The organism is Peptostreptococcus stomatis DSM 17678, assembly GCF_000147675.1.
In the GTDB taxonomy this organism is placed as follows: domain Bacteria; phylum Bacillota; class Clostridia; order Peptostreptococcales; family Peptostreptococcaceae; genus Peptostreptococcus; species Peptostreptococcus stomatis.
The window spans coordinates 1-16,071 of sequence record NZ_ADGQ01000065.1 but is presented as its reverse complement, the minus strand read 5'-3'; the positions used below and the strand labels follow the sequence as shown (position 1 = coordinate 16,071).

The 16,071-nt window shown below is 36.2% G+C and carries 13 protein-coding genes and 2 pseudogenes; 8 read left to right on the top strand and 7 right to left on the bottom strand.

The window, feature by feature from the left end:
• Positions 1–91: 91 nt before the first annotated feature.
• Both HMPREF0634_RS07440 and HMPREF0634_RS07435 read right to left on the bottom strand, forming a co-directional pair.
• Complete coding sequence (locus HMPREF0634_RS07440; protein WP_040565898.1) at positions 92–409, bottom strand: hypothetical protein; 318 nt, start codon at positions 407–409, stop codon at positions 92–94.
• A gap of 25 nt (positions 410–434) precedes the next feature.
• Positions 435–1,691: an amidase domain-containing protein gene (locus HMPREF0634_RS07435; protein ID WP_040565897.1), complete on the bottom strand. Its 1,257-nt coding sequence runs from the start codon at positions 1,689–1,691 to the stop codon at positions 435–437.
• A 170-nt stretch (positions 1,692–1,861) separates the two neighbouring features.
• On the opposite strand from HMPREF0634_RS07435, the pseudogene HMPREF0634_RS07430 reads away from it, so the two are divergent.
• Together HMPREF0634_RS07430 and HMPREF0634_RS07425 are read left to right on the top strand one after the other, a co-directional pair.
• Positions 1,862–2,906 (top strand): annotated as a pseudogene (locus tag HMPREF0634_RS07430) (IS30 family transposase).
• A gap of 286 nt (positions 2,907–3,192) precedes the next feature.
• Positions 3,193–4,237 (top strand): annotated as a pseudogene (locus tag HMPREF0634_RS07425) (IS30 family transposase).
• A 312-nt stretch (positions 4,238–4,549) separates the two neighbouring features.
• Here the strand turns inward: HMPREF0634_RS07425 and glmS are convergent.
• Positions 4,550–6,376 (bottom strand): glutamine--fructose-6-phosphate transaminase (isomerizing), encoded by a 1,827-nt coding sequence (gene glmS, locus HMPREF0634_RS07420; protein WP_007790470.1) that lies wholly within the window; start codon positions 6,374–6,376, stop codon positions 4,550–4,552.
• Positions 6,377–6,956: 580 nt separating this feature from the next.
• On the opposite strand from glmS, the gene truA reads away from it, so the two are divergent.
• The 6 genes from truA to rpsI all read left to right on the top strand — a co-directional run bounded on the left by truA (position 6,957) and on the right by rpsI (position 12,608).
• Complete coding sequence (gene truA / locus HMPREF0634_RS07415; RefSeq protein ID WP_007790477.1) at positions 6,957–7,718, top strand: tRNA pseudouridine(38-40) synthase TruA; 762 nt, start codon at positions 6,957–6,959, stop codon at positions 7,716–7,718.
• A gap of 302 nt (positions 7,719–8,020) precedes the next feature.
• On the top strand, positions 8,021–9,091 hold the full coding sequence (locus tag HMPREF0634_RS07410; protein ID WP_007790461.1) for a pyridoxal-phosphate-dependent aminotransferase family protein: 1,071 nt from the start codon (positions 8,021–8,023) through the stop codon (positions 9,089–9,091).
• Positions 9,092–9,239: 148 nt separating this feature from the next.
• Positions 9,240–10,157: a D-2-hydroxyacid dehydrogenase gene (locus HMPREF0634_RS07405; protein ID WP_007790453.1), complete on the top strand. Its 918-nt coding sequence runs from the start codon at positions 9,240–9,242 to the stop codon at positions 10,155–10,157.
• A gap of 1 nt (position 10,158) precedes the next feature.
• Positions 10,159–11,412 carry a DUF1015 domain-containing protein gene (locus HMPREF0634_RS07400; RefSeq protein WP_007790474.1) on the top strand — a complete coding sequence of 418 codons (1,254 nt, stop codon included), beginning with the start codon at positions 10,159–10,161 and terminating at the stop codon, positions 11,410–11,412.
• A gap of 346 nt (positions 11,413–11,758) precedes the next feature.
• Positions 11,759–12,187 (top strand): 50S ribosomal protein L13, encoded by a 429-nt coding sequence (rplM, locus tag HMPREF0634_RS07395; protein ID WP_007790467.1) that lies wholly within the window; start codon positions 11,759–11,761, stop codon positions 12,185–12,187.
• Positions 12,188–12,215: 28 nt separating this feature from the next.
• Positions 12,216–12,608, top strand: coding sequence for a 30S ribosomal protein S9 (rpsI, locus tag HMPREF0634_RS07390; RefSeq protein WP_007790480.1), 393 nt, complete (start codon positions 12,216–12,218; stop codon positions 12,606–12,608).
• A gap of 210 nt (positions 12,609–12,818) precedes the next feature.
• Here rpsI and HMPREF0634_RS07385 read toward each other — a convergent pair whose 3' ends face one another.
• From HMPREF0634_RS07385 to HMPREF0634_RS07370, 4 genes are all read right to left on the bottom strand, one after another.
• Positions 12,819–13,229: a hypothetical protein gene (locus HMPREF0634_RS07385; protein ID WP_040565896.1), complete on the bottom strand. Its 411-nt coding sequence runs from the start codon at positions 13,227–13,229 to the stop codon at positions 12,819–12,821.
• A gap of 8 nt (positions 13,230–13,237) precedes the next feature.
• Positions 13,238–14,290 (bottom strand): tyrosine-type recombinase/integrase, encoded by a 1,053-nt coding sequence (locus tag HMPREF0634_RS07380; protein ID WP_007790464.1) that lies wholly within the window; start codon positions 14,288–14,290, stop codon positions 13,238–13,240.
• Positions 14,277–14,813, bottom strand: a complete 537-nt coding sequence (locus HMPREF0634_RS07375; RefSeq protein ID WP_040565895.1) for a hypothetical protein — start codon at positions 14,811–14,813, stop codon at positions 14,277–14,279. Before HMPREF0634_RS07375 ends, HMPREF0634_RS07380 begins: the two co-directional genes overlap by 14 nt.
• 84 nt (positions 14,814–14,897) lie before the next feature.
• Positions 14,898–16,037 carry a Fic family protein gene (locus HMPREF0634_RS07370; RefSeq protein ID WP_007790459.1) on the bottom strand — a complete coding sequence of 380 codons (1,140 nt, stop codon included), beginning with the start codon at positions 16,035–16,037 and terminating at the stop codon, positions 14,898–14,900.
• Positions 16,038–16,071: the final 34 nt, after the last annotated feature.

The following is a 16,071-nucleotide window of genomic DNA, read 5'->3' as shown; positions in this document are numbered from 1 at the left end:
GACTTATAAAAGTCCCTTTCTATCAGTGTTAAATAAGCGTTTGTAAATTTCGTATCTTTATAAACTAGCGTTTATGAATAAACTCTAAAATTTATGATTTACCAAATGGTTGAGCAAAATATAAAAAATACTTTTTAGTAACTAACCACGAATAAGGTTTTCTTAATATTGAATCAGATTTTTCATTTATGATTACATAAAACTTTCCGTTATTTTTTTTAGCAACTTTTTCATCTAATTTATTATGAAAGTCGTCTTCTTCTATATCAGAAAATAGTAAACTGATGGATCTTATCTGTCCTAGTGTAATCAAACGCGTTCTTATTGCCATTGATGGATTTATATGTAGTAGAAGATAAGATAAGACAAATACAATCAATGAAACTGTTAAGACTTTCCTTTTTTTCATATGAGCATTCTCCATAGTATATTATTTAATACAAAGCTGTTAAGGTAACATATGATCTATAATCACCATTATTTCCAGCAGGATGAATATCATTAATTCTCTCATTGCGTCGATCATGCGTATGCGAACAAATTCTAAAATTTGGACCAGGTGTCGATACAATTGTAGTATGCGAAATTCCACCATTTTTATATAAATCTAGGAAACAAAAATCACCTTTCTTCAATTTTGAGCCATATGATATTACATGACCTCTTGGTCCAACATTTGATGTATTTCTAATTATATATCCTCTAAGATACTTTGCTACAGTCCACGCATGACCATATCCTTTGGAATTTTTAGGACCATTTTTCGTATCCCATAGCCTATATTGTCCATCCATTATGGCTCCCCCGCCTGTACGAGCTCCACCTTCAAATAATATTTGAGAACCAAAATTTGCACAATCATATGTAAAAATCTTATAATCATCGTTATAATTATGAGCATATTTCATCATATAGTTATACATTGCATCTCTATTTACATATCCATTTGTCGCTTTTAATTCCACATTTCGAATATATTTAACATCTTGATTTAATAATTTTCCATTTTCATAATTATTATTTTGATTGAAATAATTTTCCATCTCAAAATTATAAAAAAGCTTCATCTTGTGTATGGCATCATCGACTTTATTTAAACGAAAATCTTCATCAGGGATTCCTGCAATCTGAATTATATCTATTTTTTTCTTTGAATCAAATGGGTTTGTTATTTCATCATCTGAACTTGCTGACCAAATTTTCCATAAGTCATCCACTTTATGCAATCTGATAATGTAATTAAATACCGATGTGCCTACAATATCATCATCTTTATATTTCGTTGTTTTTTTTGCACTAACACTTAATTCTAGCATATTTTCGTCTAGTTTTTTGATATTTTTATACTGAAAATCGCTATAATTAACGTACTCCAGATCTTGTTCTTTAATTCCTGTAGAATTCAAAGTTTTCTTTCTGTAGTCATTTCTTAACTTGAGGAACTCTAAATACTTTTTTGAGTTTGTATCAATCAGACTATAGTCATCTGAAGAAAACATAAAAGAAAGATTTTTTGGTATAAATTCTTCGACTACACTTTTTACATCACTAGAAATATCATTTTCTCTAACTCCTACGATTTCTGATTGTTGCAAATTATTGGAATCAGCATAAACTAACGTAATCCCAAACGAAATGCTAAACAATAATACAAAACAAGTACCAACTACTTTCAATAATTTTTTATTCATAGAAATACCTCCTCATATTTTATTACTTATAATTTAATGAATTTTAAGAACAAAAAATAAAAATGGTTGATTGTATAATCAAGTTGAACAATTAAATAAAAAATCCATAGCTATACTTCTGTGGTAGAATGTAGGTGTTAAATCAACAATAAACCAAAGGAGTTACAACTATGGATTATGTATATTTTACCACAACTAGACACGAAAAAGGGAAACATCTTTCTTATGATGAACGAGTTTTGATTCAGATTCGCTTGAAAGATGGATGGTCAGCTAACAAAATCGCCAAAGAAATCGGCTGTGCTCCAAACACTGTTCGTAATGAGATACGCAGAGGTACTGTCTCCTTGTATAGAGGCAATGTTAAGCGTTATAAGGCAAAGGTAGTACCAGTAGAATCGTCTTGCCTGCGGCAGACACCTTGATAACCTAGAAAAGGCAGCTTTCCTTGCCTATGTAGACTCACATATCAGAGAGGATAAGTGGTCTCTGGATGCTTGTGTCGGAAGAGCCCTGCAAAGTGGCGAATTTGTCCGTTGTGAGCTTGTATGCACCAAAACACTGTATCGTTACGTTGACCTTGGTCTAATGGATACACGTAACCACAATCTTCCAGAGAAACTAAAAAGAAATACCAAAGCTCATCGCATTCGCAAAAACAAGAAAAAGCTTGGTCGCAGTATTGAAGAACGTCCAAAAGAAGTTGAAAATCGTCAAGAGTTTGGGCACTGGGAAGCAGATTTAGTGGTTGGACAAAAATCCGGAAATGACCAAGTGCTTCTCACCCTTGTTGAACGTAAAAGCCGCGAATACTGGATGTTTCCAATCAAGAATCGTCATGCAGACTCTGTGATGGAAGCCTTTCATGTTCTTCAAAAAACATATAGTGAGCATTTCAGTCAAGTGTTCAAGACAATCACGACAGACAATGGTTCTGAGTTTTCAAGGTTATCTGAACTTGAAGAATTGTCCGAGACGCTTGTTTTCTATACACATCCATATACGTCATGCGAAAAAGGAACTAATGAACGTCATAATGGTATTATACGAAGATTTATACCGAAAGGTAAACGTATCAGTGACTTTGATGTAGACTATATTGCTGACATAGAAATATGGTGTAACAGCTTGCCACGTAAAATACTAAATTATCGTACACCGGATGAAGTCTTCGAAGATGAGCTTGACCTTATATATCGACAGACAGCTTCGTGATATGGATTTTTAGTTATCAATGTTCAACTTATTATTGCAATTTACGAAAAAATAAAAATCTTATGTATGCACGAAATTTTCTTTTATCTTATAAAAATTATACCAATACAAAATACCTATTGTCAAATATTTTTTTCTGAATTTTTCAAATTTTTATTTAATATCGATACAATTTATTTTGGTTGATTGTATAATCAAGTTGAACAATTAAATAAAAAATCCATAGCGATACTTCTGTGGTAGAATGTAGGTGTCAAATCAACAATCAACCAAAGGAGTTATCACTATGGATCATGTATATTCTACCACAACTAAACACGAAAAAGGGAAACATCTTTCTTATGATGAGCGAGTTTTGATTCAGATTCGCTTGAAAGATGGATGGTCAGCTAACAAAATCGCCAAAGAAATCGGCTGTGCTTCAAACACTGTTCGTAATGAGATACGCAGAGGTACTGTCTCCTTGTATAGAGGCAATGTTAAGCGTTACAAGGCAAAGATAGTACCAGCAGAATCGTCTTGCCTGCGGCAGACACCTTGATAACCTAGAAAAGGCAGCTTTCCTTGCCTATGTAGACTCACATATCAGAGAGGATAAGTGGTCTCTGGATGCTTGTGTCGGAAGAGCCCTGCAAAGCGGCGAATTTGACGGTTGTGAACTTGTATGCACCAAAACACTGTATCGTTACGTTGACCTTGATCTAATGGATACACGTAACCATAATCTTCCAGAGAAACTAAAAAGAAATACCAAAGCTCATCGCATTCGCAAAAACAAGAAAAAGCTTGGTCGCAGTATTGAAGAACGTCCAAAAGAAATTGAAAATCGTCAAGAGTTTGGGCATTGGGAAGCAGATTTAGTGGTTGGACAAAAACCTGGAAACGATCAAGTACTTCTCACTCTTGCTGAACGTAAAAGCCACGAATACTGGATGCTTCCGATCAAGAATCGTTATGCAGACTCTGTGATGGAAGCCTTTCATGTTCTTCAAAAAACACATAGCGAGCATTTCAGTCAAGTATTCAAGACAATCACGACAGACAATGGCTCTGAGTTTTCAAGGTTATCTGAACTTGAAGAATTGTCCGAGACGCTTGTTTTCTATACACATCCATATACGTCATGCGAAAAAGGAACTAATGAACGTCATAATGGTATTATACGAAGATTTATACCGAAAGGTAAACGTATCAGTGACTTTGATGTAGACTATATTGCTGACATAGAAATATGGTGTAACAGCTTGCCACGTAAAATACTAAATTATCGTACACCGGATGAAGTCTTCGAAGATGAGCTTGACCTTATATATCGACAGACAACTTCGTGATATGGATTTTTAGTTATCAATGTTCAACTTATTATTGCAATTTACGAAAAATTAACTCGCAAAATTTATTTTTTATTATTGTTGATATTGTATTATGGATATATTTTTATGTGAAAAATAAGCACCTAAGGTGATTTTTGGTTTCACCTTAGGTGCCACAAAGATCTTTTAAGTTAATAGTAAATAAAGTCTAACTTTTTTGGTCAATCCAATCTTGATGACTTTTGAGGTATTTTTATTACCATCAATATTACAATATTATGATATTTTATAGAACCTAAATTTATGAATAATAAAATTATTCTAATCCAATTATTCAACTGTTACTGACTTGGCAAGGTTTCTTGGCTTGTCGACGTCTAGTCCCTTCTTGCTAGATACCATTAAGGCTAGTATCTGCATTGGTATAACAGCTACAATAGGTGATAGGAGGTCATCTGTCTTAGGTATGTAAATAACCCTTTCAGATACCTTTTCTACACCAGTATTACCTTCCTGGGTAATTGCCACCACATAGGCACCCCTGGCCCTTACTTCTTCCATATTTGAGACCATCTTTTCATATAGGTCATGCTGACTAGCTAGGGCTATTACTGGAGTCCCATCTTCAATTAGGGCTATAGTACCGTGCTTTAATTCGCCGGCAGCAAAGGCCTCGGCATGGATATAGGATACTTCCTTAAGTTTTAGAGAACCCTCCATTGCCAGGGCGTAGTCTATACCCCTACCTAGGAAGAAGGCATTATGCTTATTTACTATATCATCAGCAATCTTTTCTATGTCAGACATATTTTCAAGTACTGCCTCAATCTTTTCTGGTAGGTCAGTCATCTTATTAATCATATCCATATAGTAGTCCTGGCTAATCTTGCCCATTTCCAGGGCAAAATTAAGGGCTATCATATATAGGGAAATGATCTGAGTAGTGTAGGCCTTAGTTGAGGCTACTGCTATCTCTGGACCTGCCCAAGTATAGAAGACATCATCAGCTTCTCTGGCTATTGATGAACCAACTACATTTGTCACGGCTAGGATTCTTGCCCCCTTAGACTTTGAGTCCCTAAGTACAGCCAAAGTATCTGCAGTTTCTCCAGACTGGCTAACTAGGATTACTAGGGAATGTTCATCTACAAAGTTATCATTGTACCTGAATTCTGATGCTATATCAGTAATTACTGGTAATCCCATCAACTTCTGCATAGCAGTCTTGCCTAGGACACCTGCATGGTAGGCAGTACCACAAGCAACTATATAAATCCTATTTATATTTTCCAGGTTTTCCTTAGTCATCTTTATACTATCAAGAACAATTTTTCCGTCCTTGTCTAGTCTTCTCTCAAGAGTTTCCTTTATGCCTTTTGGCTGCTCAAAGATTTCTTTCTCCATAAAACAAGAATAGCCACCCTTTTCAGCAGCTTCAATATCCCAGTCAACATGATTAAGTTTTTTGTTTACCAGTTCCCTATCAGAGTTGTAAATCTTAATGTCCCCACCCTTTATATGAACCACTTCTCCATTGTCCAGGTAGTATACATCCCTTGTATACTTAAGGATAGCAGGTATGTCAGAAGCTATAAAGGCTTCACCATCGCCTATACCAGCTATTAGTGGGCTGTCCTTTCTAACTGCTACCAACTCATCCTTGTCATTTGCAGATACAACTCCAAGAGCATAGGCACCCTTTAACCTAGCAATAGTTGCATATACTGCATCGAGTAGATTTCCTTCATAGTACTTGTCCAATAGGTGGGCAACTACTTCTGTATCGGTTTTTGACCTAAATTTTACCCCTTCAGCTTCAAGTTCAGTTCTTAGGTCCAGGTAGTTTTCAATGATACCATTGTGAACTACTGCCAAAGTACCTGCTTCATTGAAGTGGGGATGGGAATTGGCATCTGATGGTTCACCATGAGTGGCCCACCTAGTGTGACCTATACCAATATGACCCTCTATATTTTTTTCTTTTAAGCTATCTGAAAGTACAGCTAGCCTTCCCTGGAACTTTCTGATTTCAAGACCACTACCGGTGTTTACAGCAACACCAGCAGAATCGTAGCCCCTGTATTCCAGCTTAGCTAGGCCGTCTACAATGACGTCTGCTGCATTCTTCTTTCCAAAATAACCTACAATTCCACACATTCTATTACTTCCTCCTAAATTTTACTTCTAAAGAAGAGTACTAGACGAAAAAGTCCTCTGTTACAGGATCACTCCTGCTTTTTATAAATTTTCTATCGATGCTAGTTCACCGCAGGGCATCCGCCGAATTTTCGATAACCCTGTCCTCGTTAACTGTATTTCTACAGTCTGGCGCTAAGTGAAAGGGTGAGTTAGGATTATGCCAAGTTTTATATCGTGGTGGAAATACTTCTACTTACCATAAATGCCTATTTCACTTTTTATTAAAGACTCCTCTTTGGGCGATAGATTGCTCATAAGACTTTATATCTCAACCTTTTTACAGGTGTATTTTAACATGATACTCCAGAAAAAAGGTGAAGTTTCACGCATGCTAATCTACGGCCATACTACTATTCTACCACAAAAACTTAATTTTAACTGACTTATTTTTATATAAGAGGGGGCATCAAGCGGGCAATAGACTAGAGAGTCTTTGAAACAACTATTCTCCAGGTCATAAGTGTGGTATAATATATGCAGTTAAAGGGGAAACTTGGAGAAAAATATCCAAGGATAGGAGTCAAGAGGAAGGATAATTATGGCAGAGAAAAATATAATGCTTGTAGTGGCCTATGAGGGAACCAGGTATTGTGGTTGGCAAAAGCAACCAGACTCACCAGGTATACAGGGAGAATTGGAATATGCCTGTACACAGGCTTTTAATAAAAAAAATATAAACATCACAGGGTCTGGTAGGACTGATGCGGGGGTCCATGCCCTAGGCCAGGTGGCAAACTTTACTGTGGATACAACCATACCGGTAGACAAGATACCAGAGGTCCTAAACAACAGGTTACCCAAGGATATAGCAGTCCTAAGGGCCCAAGAAGTCAAGTCTGAATTTCATGCCAGGCATTCAGCCCACAAAAAAACCTATAGGTACCAGATATACCCATCAAGGATCAGGAGTCCCTTTTTGAAGGACTTTGCCTACCAGGTCAAGTATGACCTTGACCTTGATAGGATGAAAGAAGAGATAATACACCTGCTAGGCCAGCATGATTTTAAGGGCTTTATGAGCAGTGGATCTGACATCAAGTCAACGGTTAGGACCATATACAGGGCTGATATCTACAAAAGGGGTGACCTGATAGTCATTGAAGTTGAAGGTAACGGCTTCCTCTATAATATGGTCAGGATAATAGCAGGAACTATGGTAGACATAGGCAGGGGGAAAATTACCGAAAGCCTAAGAGATATTATAGGGTCTGGAGTCAGGGCTAGGGCAGGTCATACAGCCCCACCACAAGGCCTATTTTTGGTAGGGGTTGACTATCCAGAGGACCTAAAAAACATATAGTTTCTCTATTCAAGTTATGGTTTTAATCTTGCAAGATTAAAAGCACAAGTCTTTTTAGTAATAGGGGCTAAAAGTAGGCTTAGATAATAGTAAAGATATACAAAATGGACCTTTAGGCCGAATTATAAAAGGCTTCAAGGTCTATATTTTTACGCATAAAACAATAAAGATAATCAGATAATAGTTATAAAAATGAGACTTTTGAAATAAAAAAATCAGAAATTTCATTTTTTGTATTGACAGATAGGCCATATGGGTTTAGAATATAGATAATTTAAAATCTAGCAAAGGAGGTTAGAGTAATGGCTAGGAAACTATTTATTCCCGGTCCAATAGACGTCATGCCAGATGTATTAGAAAAAATGGCGACGCCAATGATTGGTCACCGAGGAAAGGATGCGAGTGCTTTACAAGAAAGCGTTAGCAAGAAGCTACAGAAACTATTCTATACAGAAAGTGAGATACTATTGTCCACATCGTCCGGTTCGGGCCTAATGGAAGGTGCTATCAGATCCTGCACATCCAGAAAGGCAGCTGTGTTCTCCTGTGGTGCATTTGGAGATAGATGGTATAAGATGGCAGTGACAAACAATGTCAAGGCAGACTTGTATAATGTGGATATGGGTAAGGCAATCACACCGGAAATGGTAGACGCTGCTCTAGCAACCGGTCAGTATGATTTAATTGCAGTTCAGCACAACGAAACTTCTACGGGGATAACAAATCCGATTGAAGAAATAGCTAAAGTAGTAAACAAGTATAAAGACGTAATCTTTTGTGTAGATGCTGTAAGTTCAGCAGGCGGGGCAAAGATTGAGGTTGACAAGCTAGGGATAGACATCCTGATAACATCAACTCAAAAGGCCTTGGGACTACCCCCAGGAATGGCAATATGTACATTCTCTGAAAGGGCAATCAAGAGGGCTGAAACAGTAGAATTCAGAGGAACATACTTCGATTTACTAGCAATGTATAAGTATCTTAAGAAAAAGAATTATCAATACCCTTCAACACCTTCATTATCACATATGTTTGCGATGGACTATCAACTTGACAATATCTTAAAAGAGGGCTTGGACAAGAGGTTCAAGAGACATGAGCAAATGGCCAACCTAGTTAGGGCCTGGGCTCAAAAACACTTCGAATTATTCACTGACAAAAATCATTTATCAAATACACTAACAGTCATAAAGAACACTCAAAATATAAATATATCACAGTTAAATTCAAAATTAATGGAAAAAGGAATGCAGATAGCAAATGGCTACGGCGATTTAAAAGAAAAAACATTTAGAATATCTCATATGGGTGACTACCAGTTAGAAGATATTCAGTATCTTTTGGATACAATAGACGAAATTTTAGGCTTTTAATCAATAAAAGTATCTTTATAGTCCTAAATTTAATAATATTCATAGGATTTTTGACTCGAAATTGATTAGGGTTTTCAAAAAAGCAAAATGACAGGTGAAAATTTAAGTAAGTAGTAATAGATATGATTTAGTTCAGGGGGATAATAAAATGATGAAGATATTAGTTACAGATGGTATGGATAGAAATGCAATAAATAATTTAGTAAATGAAGGTTTTGAAGTTGAAGAAAAGTTTTATGAAGAAGAAGTATTAAAAGAAAAGATAAAAGAAGTTGATGTGATAGTAGTCAGGTCAGCAACAAAGCTAAGAAAGAATATAATCGATGAGGCGTTAGAAACAGGACGTTTGAAGCTAATCATCAGGGGTGGTGTAGGTCTGGACAATATAGATGTCGACTATGCAGAGACTAAGGGCATCATGGTAAGGAATACACCAGGGGCAAGCACAAATGCAGTTGCAGAGCTAGTCTTGTGTGAGATGCTAGTGCTTGCAAGAAATGTGAAGATAGCAAATATAAAGCTGAACAATGGTAAGTGGGACAAGAAAAACCTGAAGGGTAGCGAAATACATGGCAAGACTCTTGGCCTGGTAGGATATGGTAGGATAGCTAGAAATATAGCTGAGAAGGCCCATAGGTTAGGCATGAAGATTCTTTACACTGATGTTATGGAATACCAGGATGCCAGGGAGGACTTTTGCTACACAGACCTGGACAATATAATTGAGAGGGCAGACTATATAACAGTTCATACACCACTTACAGACCAGACTAAGAATATGTTTGGATGGCAAGAATTTGAAAAGATGAAGGATACAGCATTTTTCCTAAATTGTGCCAGGGGTGGTATAGTAAACGAAAATGACCTCCTAAGAGCCATAAACGAGGGTCAGATAGCAGGTGCAGCCCTAGACTGCTTTGAAAATGAGCCTATGCCAATGACAGAATTGGTTACCCATCCAAGGGTAACAGTTACACCTCATATAGGGGCTGCCACTAAGGAAGCCCAGGAGAGAATTGGCTACGAAATAGCAGACATTATAGTAAATTATCATAAGGAGGCCTAATATGGTTACACTGAGACCCTTTAAGGCCTTAAGGCCAGATGAAAAATATGTAGACAGGGTTGCAGCCCTACCCTACGATACAATGAATACCCAAGAGGCCAGGATAATGGCCCAGGGCAACCCATATAACTACCTGAGGATAGATAGGGCAGAGATTGACCTTCCAGAGGGGACAGACATACATTCTGACCAGGTCTATACCAAGGCAGGCCAAAACCTGAGGACCTTTATAGATGAGGGAGTCTTTGTAAAAGAGGACGAACCAGCCCTATACATATACAGGGAGGTCATGGATGACAGGGCCCAGGTAGGTATAGTGGGCTGTGTAGCTGTTGATGAGAGCCTAGATGGGACAATTAAAAAACACGAGCATACCAAGCCAGACAAGGTTGAGGACAGGACTAGGCATATAGAGGCCTGTCAGGCAAATACAGGGACCATACTCCTTACCTATAGGGATGATGCCAGGGTAGAGGCTATAATGGCCAACAAAATGCGAGAAAAACCCATCTATGACTTTGTATCAGAAGATGGGGTAGGCCATACTGTATGGAAGTTAGACGGTCAGGAAATGGAAGACTTGGTTGAGGCCTTCAAGGGCATAGACAATCTCTATGTTGCAGATGGCCACCACAGGACTGCAGCAGCTGAGAACTATGCTGTAAAAATGAGGAAGGAAGTAGGAGACTACACTGGTCAGGAAGAATTTAACTACTACCTTGCCATGATAGCTCCAAAAAATAGCCTGTATGTAATGGACTACAATAGGGTGGTAGAAGACCTAAATGGACATGACTTTGAGACTTTTAGAAACCTGGTTGGTGAAAAATTTCAAATAGACCAGGTAGACAAGGCCTACAAGCCAAAGGAAAAGTATGAATATAGCATGTATGTGGATGGAGTCTGGTATAGACTTAGGGTGAAGGATGAAATCATAGATACAATAAAGAAGACAAGTGAAAATCTGGCCATCGACCTCCTAGATGTCAGCCTACTACACGACCTATTAATAGAGCCAATCTTGGGTATAGATGTGCCACAAAAGGACAAGAGGATAGACTTTATAGGTGGTATAAGGGGTCTAGGTGAAATAGAAAAGAGGGTTGAAGAAGGCATGAGACTAGGTTTTGCCCTATATCCAACAGGTATCGAAGAGCTAATGGCAGTAGCGGATATGGATGGGGTAATGCCGGCCAAGTCAACATGGTTTGAGCCAAAGGTCAGGTGTGGACTCTTCCTCCATATGATGGACTAATATATAAAGAAGAAAAAGTGGAACTCATTAGCTAGCTATTATATATAATAGAGAAAATGGGTTCTCTTTTTGTGAAAAAAGGGCCTCTAGGCTTGTAAATAGGGGATAATAGGTATAATTTTATCCTTTATTATCAGGTGAGATAAATCATATTATTGGTAAAAATCGACTACAAAGGAAAAGGTCAAGAAAAAATCATGAAAAACCTTGAATATTGGACGAAAAAACATTGACTTTTTACTTATATGGGAGTAAAATATATGAGAATGCGTTAATAAGTCCACGATGCCCCGGACTTTACATATATGCAATTGAAAATACGAATGAAAAGTTAAGGAGGGTCTTTATGAAGAGTTATATAGCTAAGCCAGCAGACGTTAAGAGAGACTGGTATGTAGTTGATGCTGAAGGCAAGACATTAGGTCGTTTAGCAACTGAAATCGCAACAATATTAAGAGGAAAGAACAAGCCAACATTTACACCACATGTTGATGGTGGAGACTTTGTTATAGTAGTAAATGCTGAGAAGGTAGTACTTACAGGAAAGAAGCTTACTCAGAAATACTACAGATATCATACAGGTTATGTAGGTGGGTTAAAGGAAATATCTTATAAGGAAATGATGGAAAAGAAGCCAGAAGAAGTTGTGGCTCACGCAGTTAGCGGTATGCTTCCAAAGAACAAGCTTAGAGATAGAATGATGACTAGACTAAGAGTTTACAGAGGTACTGAACATCCACATGCAGCACAGAACCCACAGGTTTTAAACGTATAAGTAGGATATCGAGAGGAGGATTTGATTAATGGCTAATGTACAATATTACGGAACAGGAAGAAGAAAACATTCTGTAGCTAGAGTTAGATTAGTAGCTGGAGAAGGTAACATAAAAGTAAACGGAAGAGACTTAGAAGAATACTTCAATTACGAAACTCTAATAAGAGACGTAAAGCAGCCTCTTGTGATAACTGGAAACGAAAACAAGTACGATGTAATCGTAACAGTTGAAGGTGGAGGATACACTGGTCAGGCTGGTGCTATCAGACACGGTATCTCTAGAGCTTTGTTAAAGACAGAAGACGAAGTTAGAGGAACGCTAAAGGCTGAAGGTTTCTTAACAAGAGACCCAAGAATGAAGGAAAGAAAGAAATACGGTCTTAAGGCTGCCAGAAGAGCACCTCAGTTCTCAAAGAGGTAGCGATTGGCAATATTTTAAAAACACTTCAAACCTCGGTATACCAATGTATGCCGAGGTTTTTCAATGTTTGTACGGATTTTAAAAGTTTGTATAAGATTATATAAGATTGTCATATTTTATATGAACTAGTAACACATTAGAAACGCATTAGTAACAAAAATTTAGAGTAAAAAACCTGTTATACGTATAACAGGTCTCCAAAAATGAAACTTATAAATTTGCCTTGCGACTCTTATTTATAGTTAATCTCATTTCGCTTAATTTATTGACATGTATAATTCTGGTCCCGGTAAAGTCATTTATATATCCATCTTTTAGTCTTACAAAATAGCCATCATCCTTAGAGTAGCTTGCGACTTCTATCATAGGCCTATATTTATTAGGAATTTGCCACTTATCTAAAAGCTCTTTGTCAACTGTTCCATGCCCATTATTAGAGAATAGGACGGATTTTCCACCTTGTAGGTCGTTTACTATAAGTGATTTGATATATTCGTTAGCTGATATATTTAAATCGCCACAGAGGGTCATTAAATCGTTTTTTAGGCCTTTAGGTAAAAGTAAACTAAGTCTATCATATTTATCTTTAATATAATTATTTATATATTGATTTCTGTCCATAAAACCACCTAAATTCTATTTATAGCTTCAAGCTTAACATCCATATCAATTTTAGTATAAACAATCTCAGTAACGTCCTTCCCACTATGTCCCACGATCTGCTTAATAATTCTATCATCTACACCAGCCTGCGTAAGACTTGATATAGTAGTATATCTAGTACAATGAGGGGTATGTTTTATATCCAAATACGACATCAAAGCTTTCCAGTGTGTTCTATAAAATCTATCATAGGTCATGCTATCACCTTCAGGAGTAGAAATTAAATACTCCCCATCTCTACCCATCCAATATTCAAAAAAAGGCAGCACTTTGTCAGCGATAGGCACTTCCCTGATTCCTGCCATAGTTTTTGACTTAGCTATAAAAAACCATTGTTCATCAAGGTGAACATCTGACTTTTTGACCTCAAGTAACTCCCCGATTCTTACACCTGAGTATAACATCATCAAAACCACACTATAGTAGATATCATCATCTTTGGCAGACCAGACCTTATTTATCTGAGCACTAGAAAATTTAGTCCTGGTATAAGAATTAGGATTTCCAGGCTTAGAGATATCTAAATACCTCACTTTTTCCCTTTTCTCAACAGGAACTATATCGTGAATTACTGCATAGTCATACATAAGCCCTAGCATGATTTTTATCTTTTTAAGGGTTGGGGTATTCTTCCCCGATTTATCTACAAGGTTTTGTAGCTGATCAAGGCGAATTTCAGAAAAAATCATATCTTTTATAGGCTCACAAATTCTATATGCAGCTTTATATCCTGTTATATTTGAGTTTGATATTTTTTCAAAGTGTATGTTTGACCATTTGTCATATATCTCTTCAAAAGTAAGGGTCTTTGCTGAAATATCATAAGGCGATTCATTGTAGTGGGCCAGTGCCATAATAGCTTCCTTTTGTGTTCTGTAGTATCCTATAAATTTGTAAATAGGGTTAGACTTGCCTTTTTCTGCATCAAAATCCCATCCAGTGGTTATACGAACAGCCCAGGGGTTTCTTCTATTTCCTGATAATTTATACACACTACCATATCCATTAGGGTTCCTCATATATATCAACTCCATTCTCTAAATCTTGTTTATCTATAATCACTAAATTAGGTAATTTATATAGGTCTAAAAGCAATCTTTCATTAAGCTGCCAATATTGTCCCATATGCTTAAGTGAGTATAAATAGTCATATAACATCCTATCTGTAGCACCTAAGTAGTCTGTAAGCTCTTCTACACTGGTAGATATCAAGATATATTTCTTTAAATCTTGTTCATCAATAAAATATTTAGCCCCCCATAGAGTGGCCTTTTGTTCGCTTTTTGATATTGATAGTTTTGAAGCATAAGTATTTGGGCAGACAAATGTATCTCCAACACTAGTAGCAAAATGCCCACATTCTTCAGCTAGTATTTCAGCCTGTTCTTTTAAATTTCTATTATGAAATTCAGGGCTAAGGAGTATTAAATTTCTATTATTTATATTACAGTAAAGAGCTGCCTTTCTAAATTTACTAAGTTCTGGGCAATCATCAACTAAAATTTCTTGTTCTTCTATGTATTTACAAATTTTTTCTATCATCAATACCTCCTTTATAAAAAAACATATGTTCGTTATATGGGTGTAAAAATAGGCAGAATACTGGCATATCCTGCCTTATATTTTTTACTCAGCAAAAATTATAAAATATTCTCGTAGCAAATAGAGTTTATTTCTAGAATAATTTGTAAGTTCATAAAGAATTTGTTTTTTTTCCATTTCACGAACTATAGATGACACGGTACTTCTTGAAAGTCCAGTTATTTGGATCATATCAGAAATTGAGAGAACTGGGTCATTATATAGAGCATTAAAAATCTTGGCAATATTTTCTGGTTTTCCCTTTAATTTAAACTGATATTCCCTATATTCATCAACAAGCTTTACCACTTTATTAAATTTATTTTTAGCATTTTCAGAAGTTTCAATTACTGCTTCTAGGAAGAATACAATCCAACCTATCAAATCATTTTCTGTTCTGACTCTATTTAAAGCATCATAATAACGAGTTCTATTCTTTTCTAAATAATTGGATATATAAAAACATGGTTTAGTTAGTATATTGTTTTCCAATAATAATAGAGGTATTATTAATCGACCAATTCTTCCATTCCCATCTAAAAATGGATGGATTGTTTCAAACTGATAGTGAAGAAGTGCTATTTTTACTAATATTGGTATTTCCAAGCTGTCATTATTAATAAAAAATTCAAAATCAGTCAGCAAATCATCCAAATATTCTTTACTAGGAGGAACATACATTGCATTAGATGGAGATGATCCTCCTATCCAATTTTGACTTTTTCTAAATTCTCCAGGTGTTTTATTTTGTCCTCGGACACCTTTCAAAAGTTCAAAGTGTAAATCTCTAATAAGGCGTGTGCTAAATGGGAACTTTTCTACAGTTATTTTTTCTATTCCGAGATTCATTGCGTTAATATAGTTTTGTACCTCTATTCTATCATCTCTTTTTTCAGGAGAAACATCTTCAACTTTCATTAAGTCTTCTTCAATAGTTGTTTTTGTACCCTCAATTTTATTTGAGTTATGTGCTTCAGTTTTTATATGTAATTGTATATATATTTCAATGTTTGGTATTAACTCTGAATAACTAGCCAATCCACCTAAGGATAGGTTAGCTTTTTCTAATAACTTATTTAAGTGATAACTATCCCATCTCCAACTATGGTTTATTCGACTTGGCAAGAAAAATTCATAGTTATCACCTTTGCGTATTTCTCCAGATACAAAATTTTGAATATCCATATAAACCTCCTTTCAAAATTAATACAAGCAATGC

Coding starts and splice junctions, on each gene's coding strand:
- HMPREF0634_RS07440 (WP_040565898.1), bottom strand. CDS start 409: ATGAAAAAAAGGAAAGTCTTAACAGTTTCATTGATTGTATTTGTCTTA.
- HMPREF0634_RS07435 (WP_040565897.1), bottom strand. CDS start 1,691: ATGAATAAAAAATTATTGAAAGTAGTTGGTACTTGTTTTGTATTATTG.
- glmS (WP_007790470.1), bottom strand. CDS start 6,376: ATGTGTGGAATTGTAGGTTATTTTGGAAAGAAGAATGCAGCAGACGTC.
- truA (WP_007790477.1), top strand. CDS start 6,957: ATGGCAGAGAAAAATATAATGCTTGTAGTGGCCTATGAGGGAACCAGG.
- HMPREF0634_RS07410 (WP_007790461.1), top strand. CDS start 8,021: ATGGCTAGGAAACTATTTATTCCCGGTCCAATAGACGTCATGCCAGAT.
- HMPREF0634_RS07405 (WP_007790453.1), top strand. CDS start 9,240: ATGATGAAGATATTAGTTACAGATGGTATGGATAGAAATGCAATAAAT.
- HMPREF0634_RS07400 (WP_007790474.1), top strand. CDS start 10,159: ATGGTTACACTGAGACCCTTTAAGGCCTTAAGGCCAGATGAAAAATAT.
- rplM (WP_007790467.1), top strand. CDS start 11,759: ATGAAGAGTTATATAGCTAAGCCAGCAGACGTTAAGAGAGACTGGTAT.
- rpsI (WP_007790480.1), top strand. CDS start 12,216: ATGGCTAATGTACAATATTACGGAACAGGAAGAAGAAAACATTCTGTA.
- HMPREF0634_RS07385 (WP_040565896.1), bottom strand. CDS start 13,229: ATGGACAGAAATCAATATATAAATAATTATATTAAAGATAAATATGAT.
- HMPREF0634_RS07380 (WP_007790464.1), bottom strand. CDS start 14,290: ATGAGGAACCCTAATGGATATGGTAGTGTGTATAAATTATCAGGAAAT.
- HMPREF0634_RS07375 (WP_040565895.1), bottom strand. CDS start 14,813: ATGATAGAAAAAATTTGTAAATACATAGAAGAACAAGAAATTTTAGTT.
- HMPREF0634_RS07370 (WP_007790459.1), bottom strand. CDS start 16,037: ATGGATATTCAAAATTTTGTATCTGGAGAAATACGCAAAGGTGATAAC.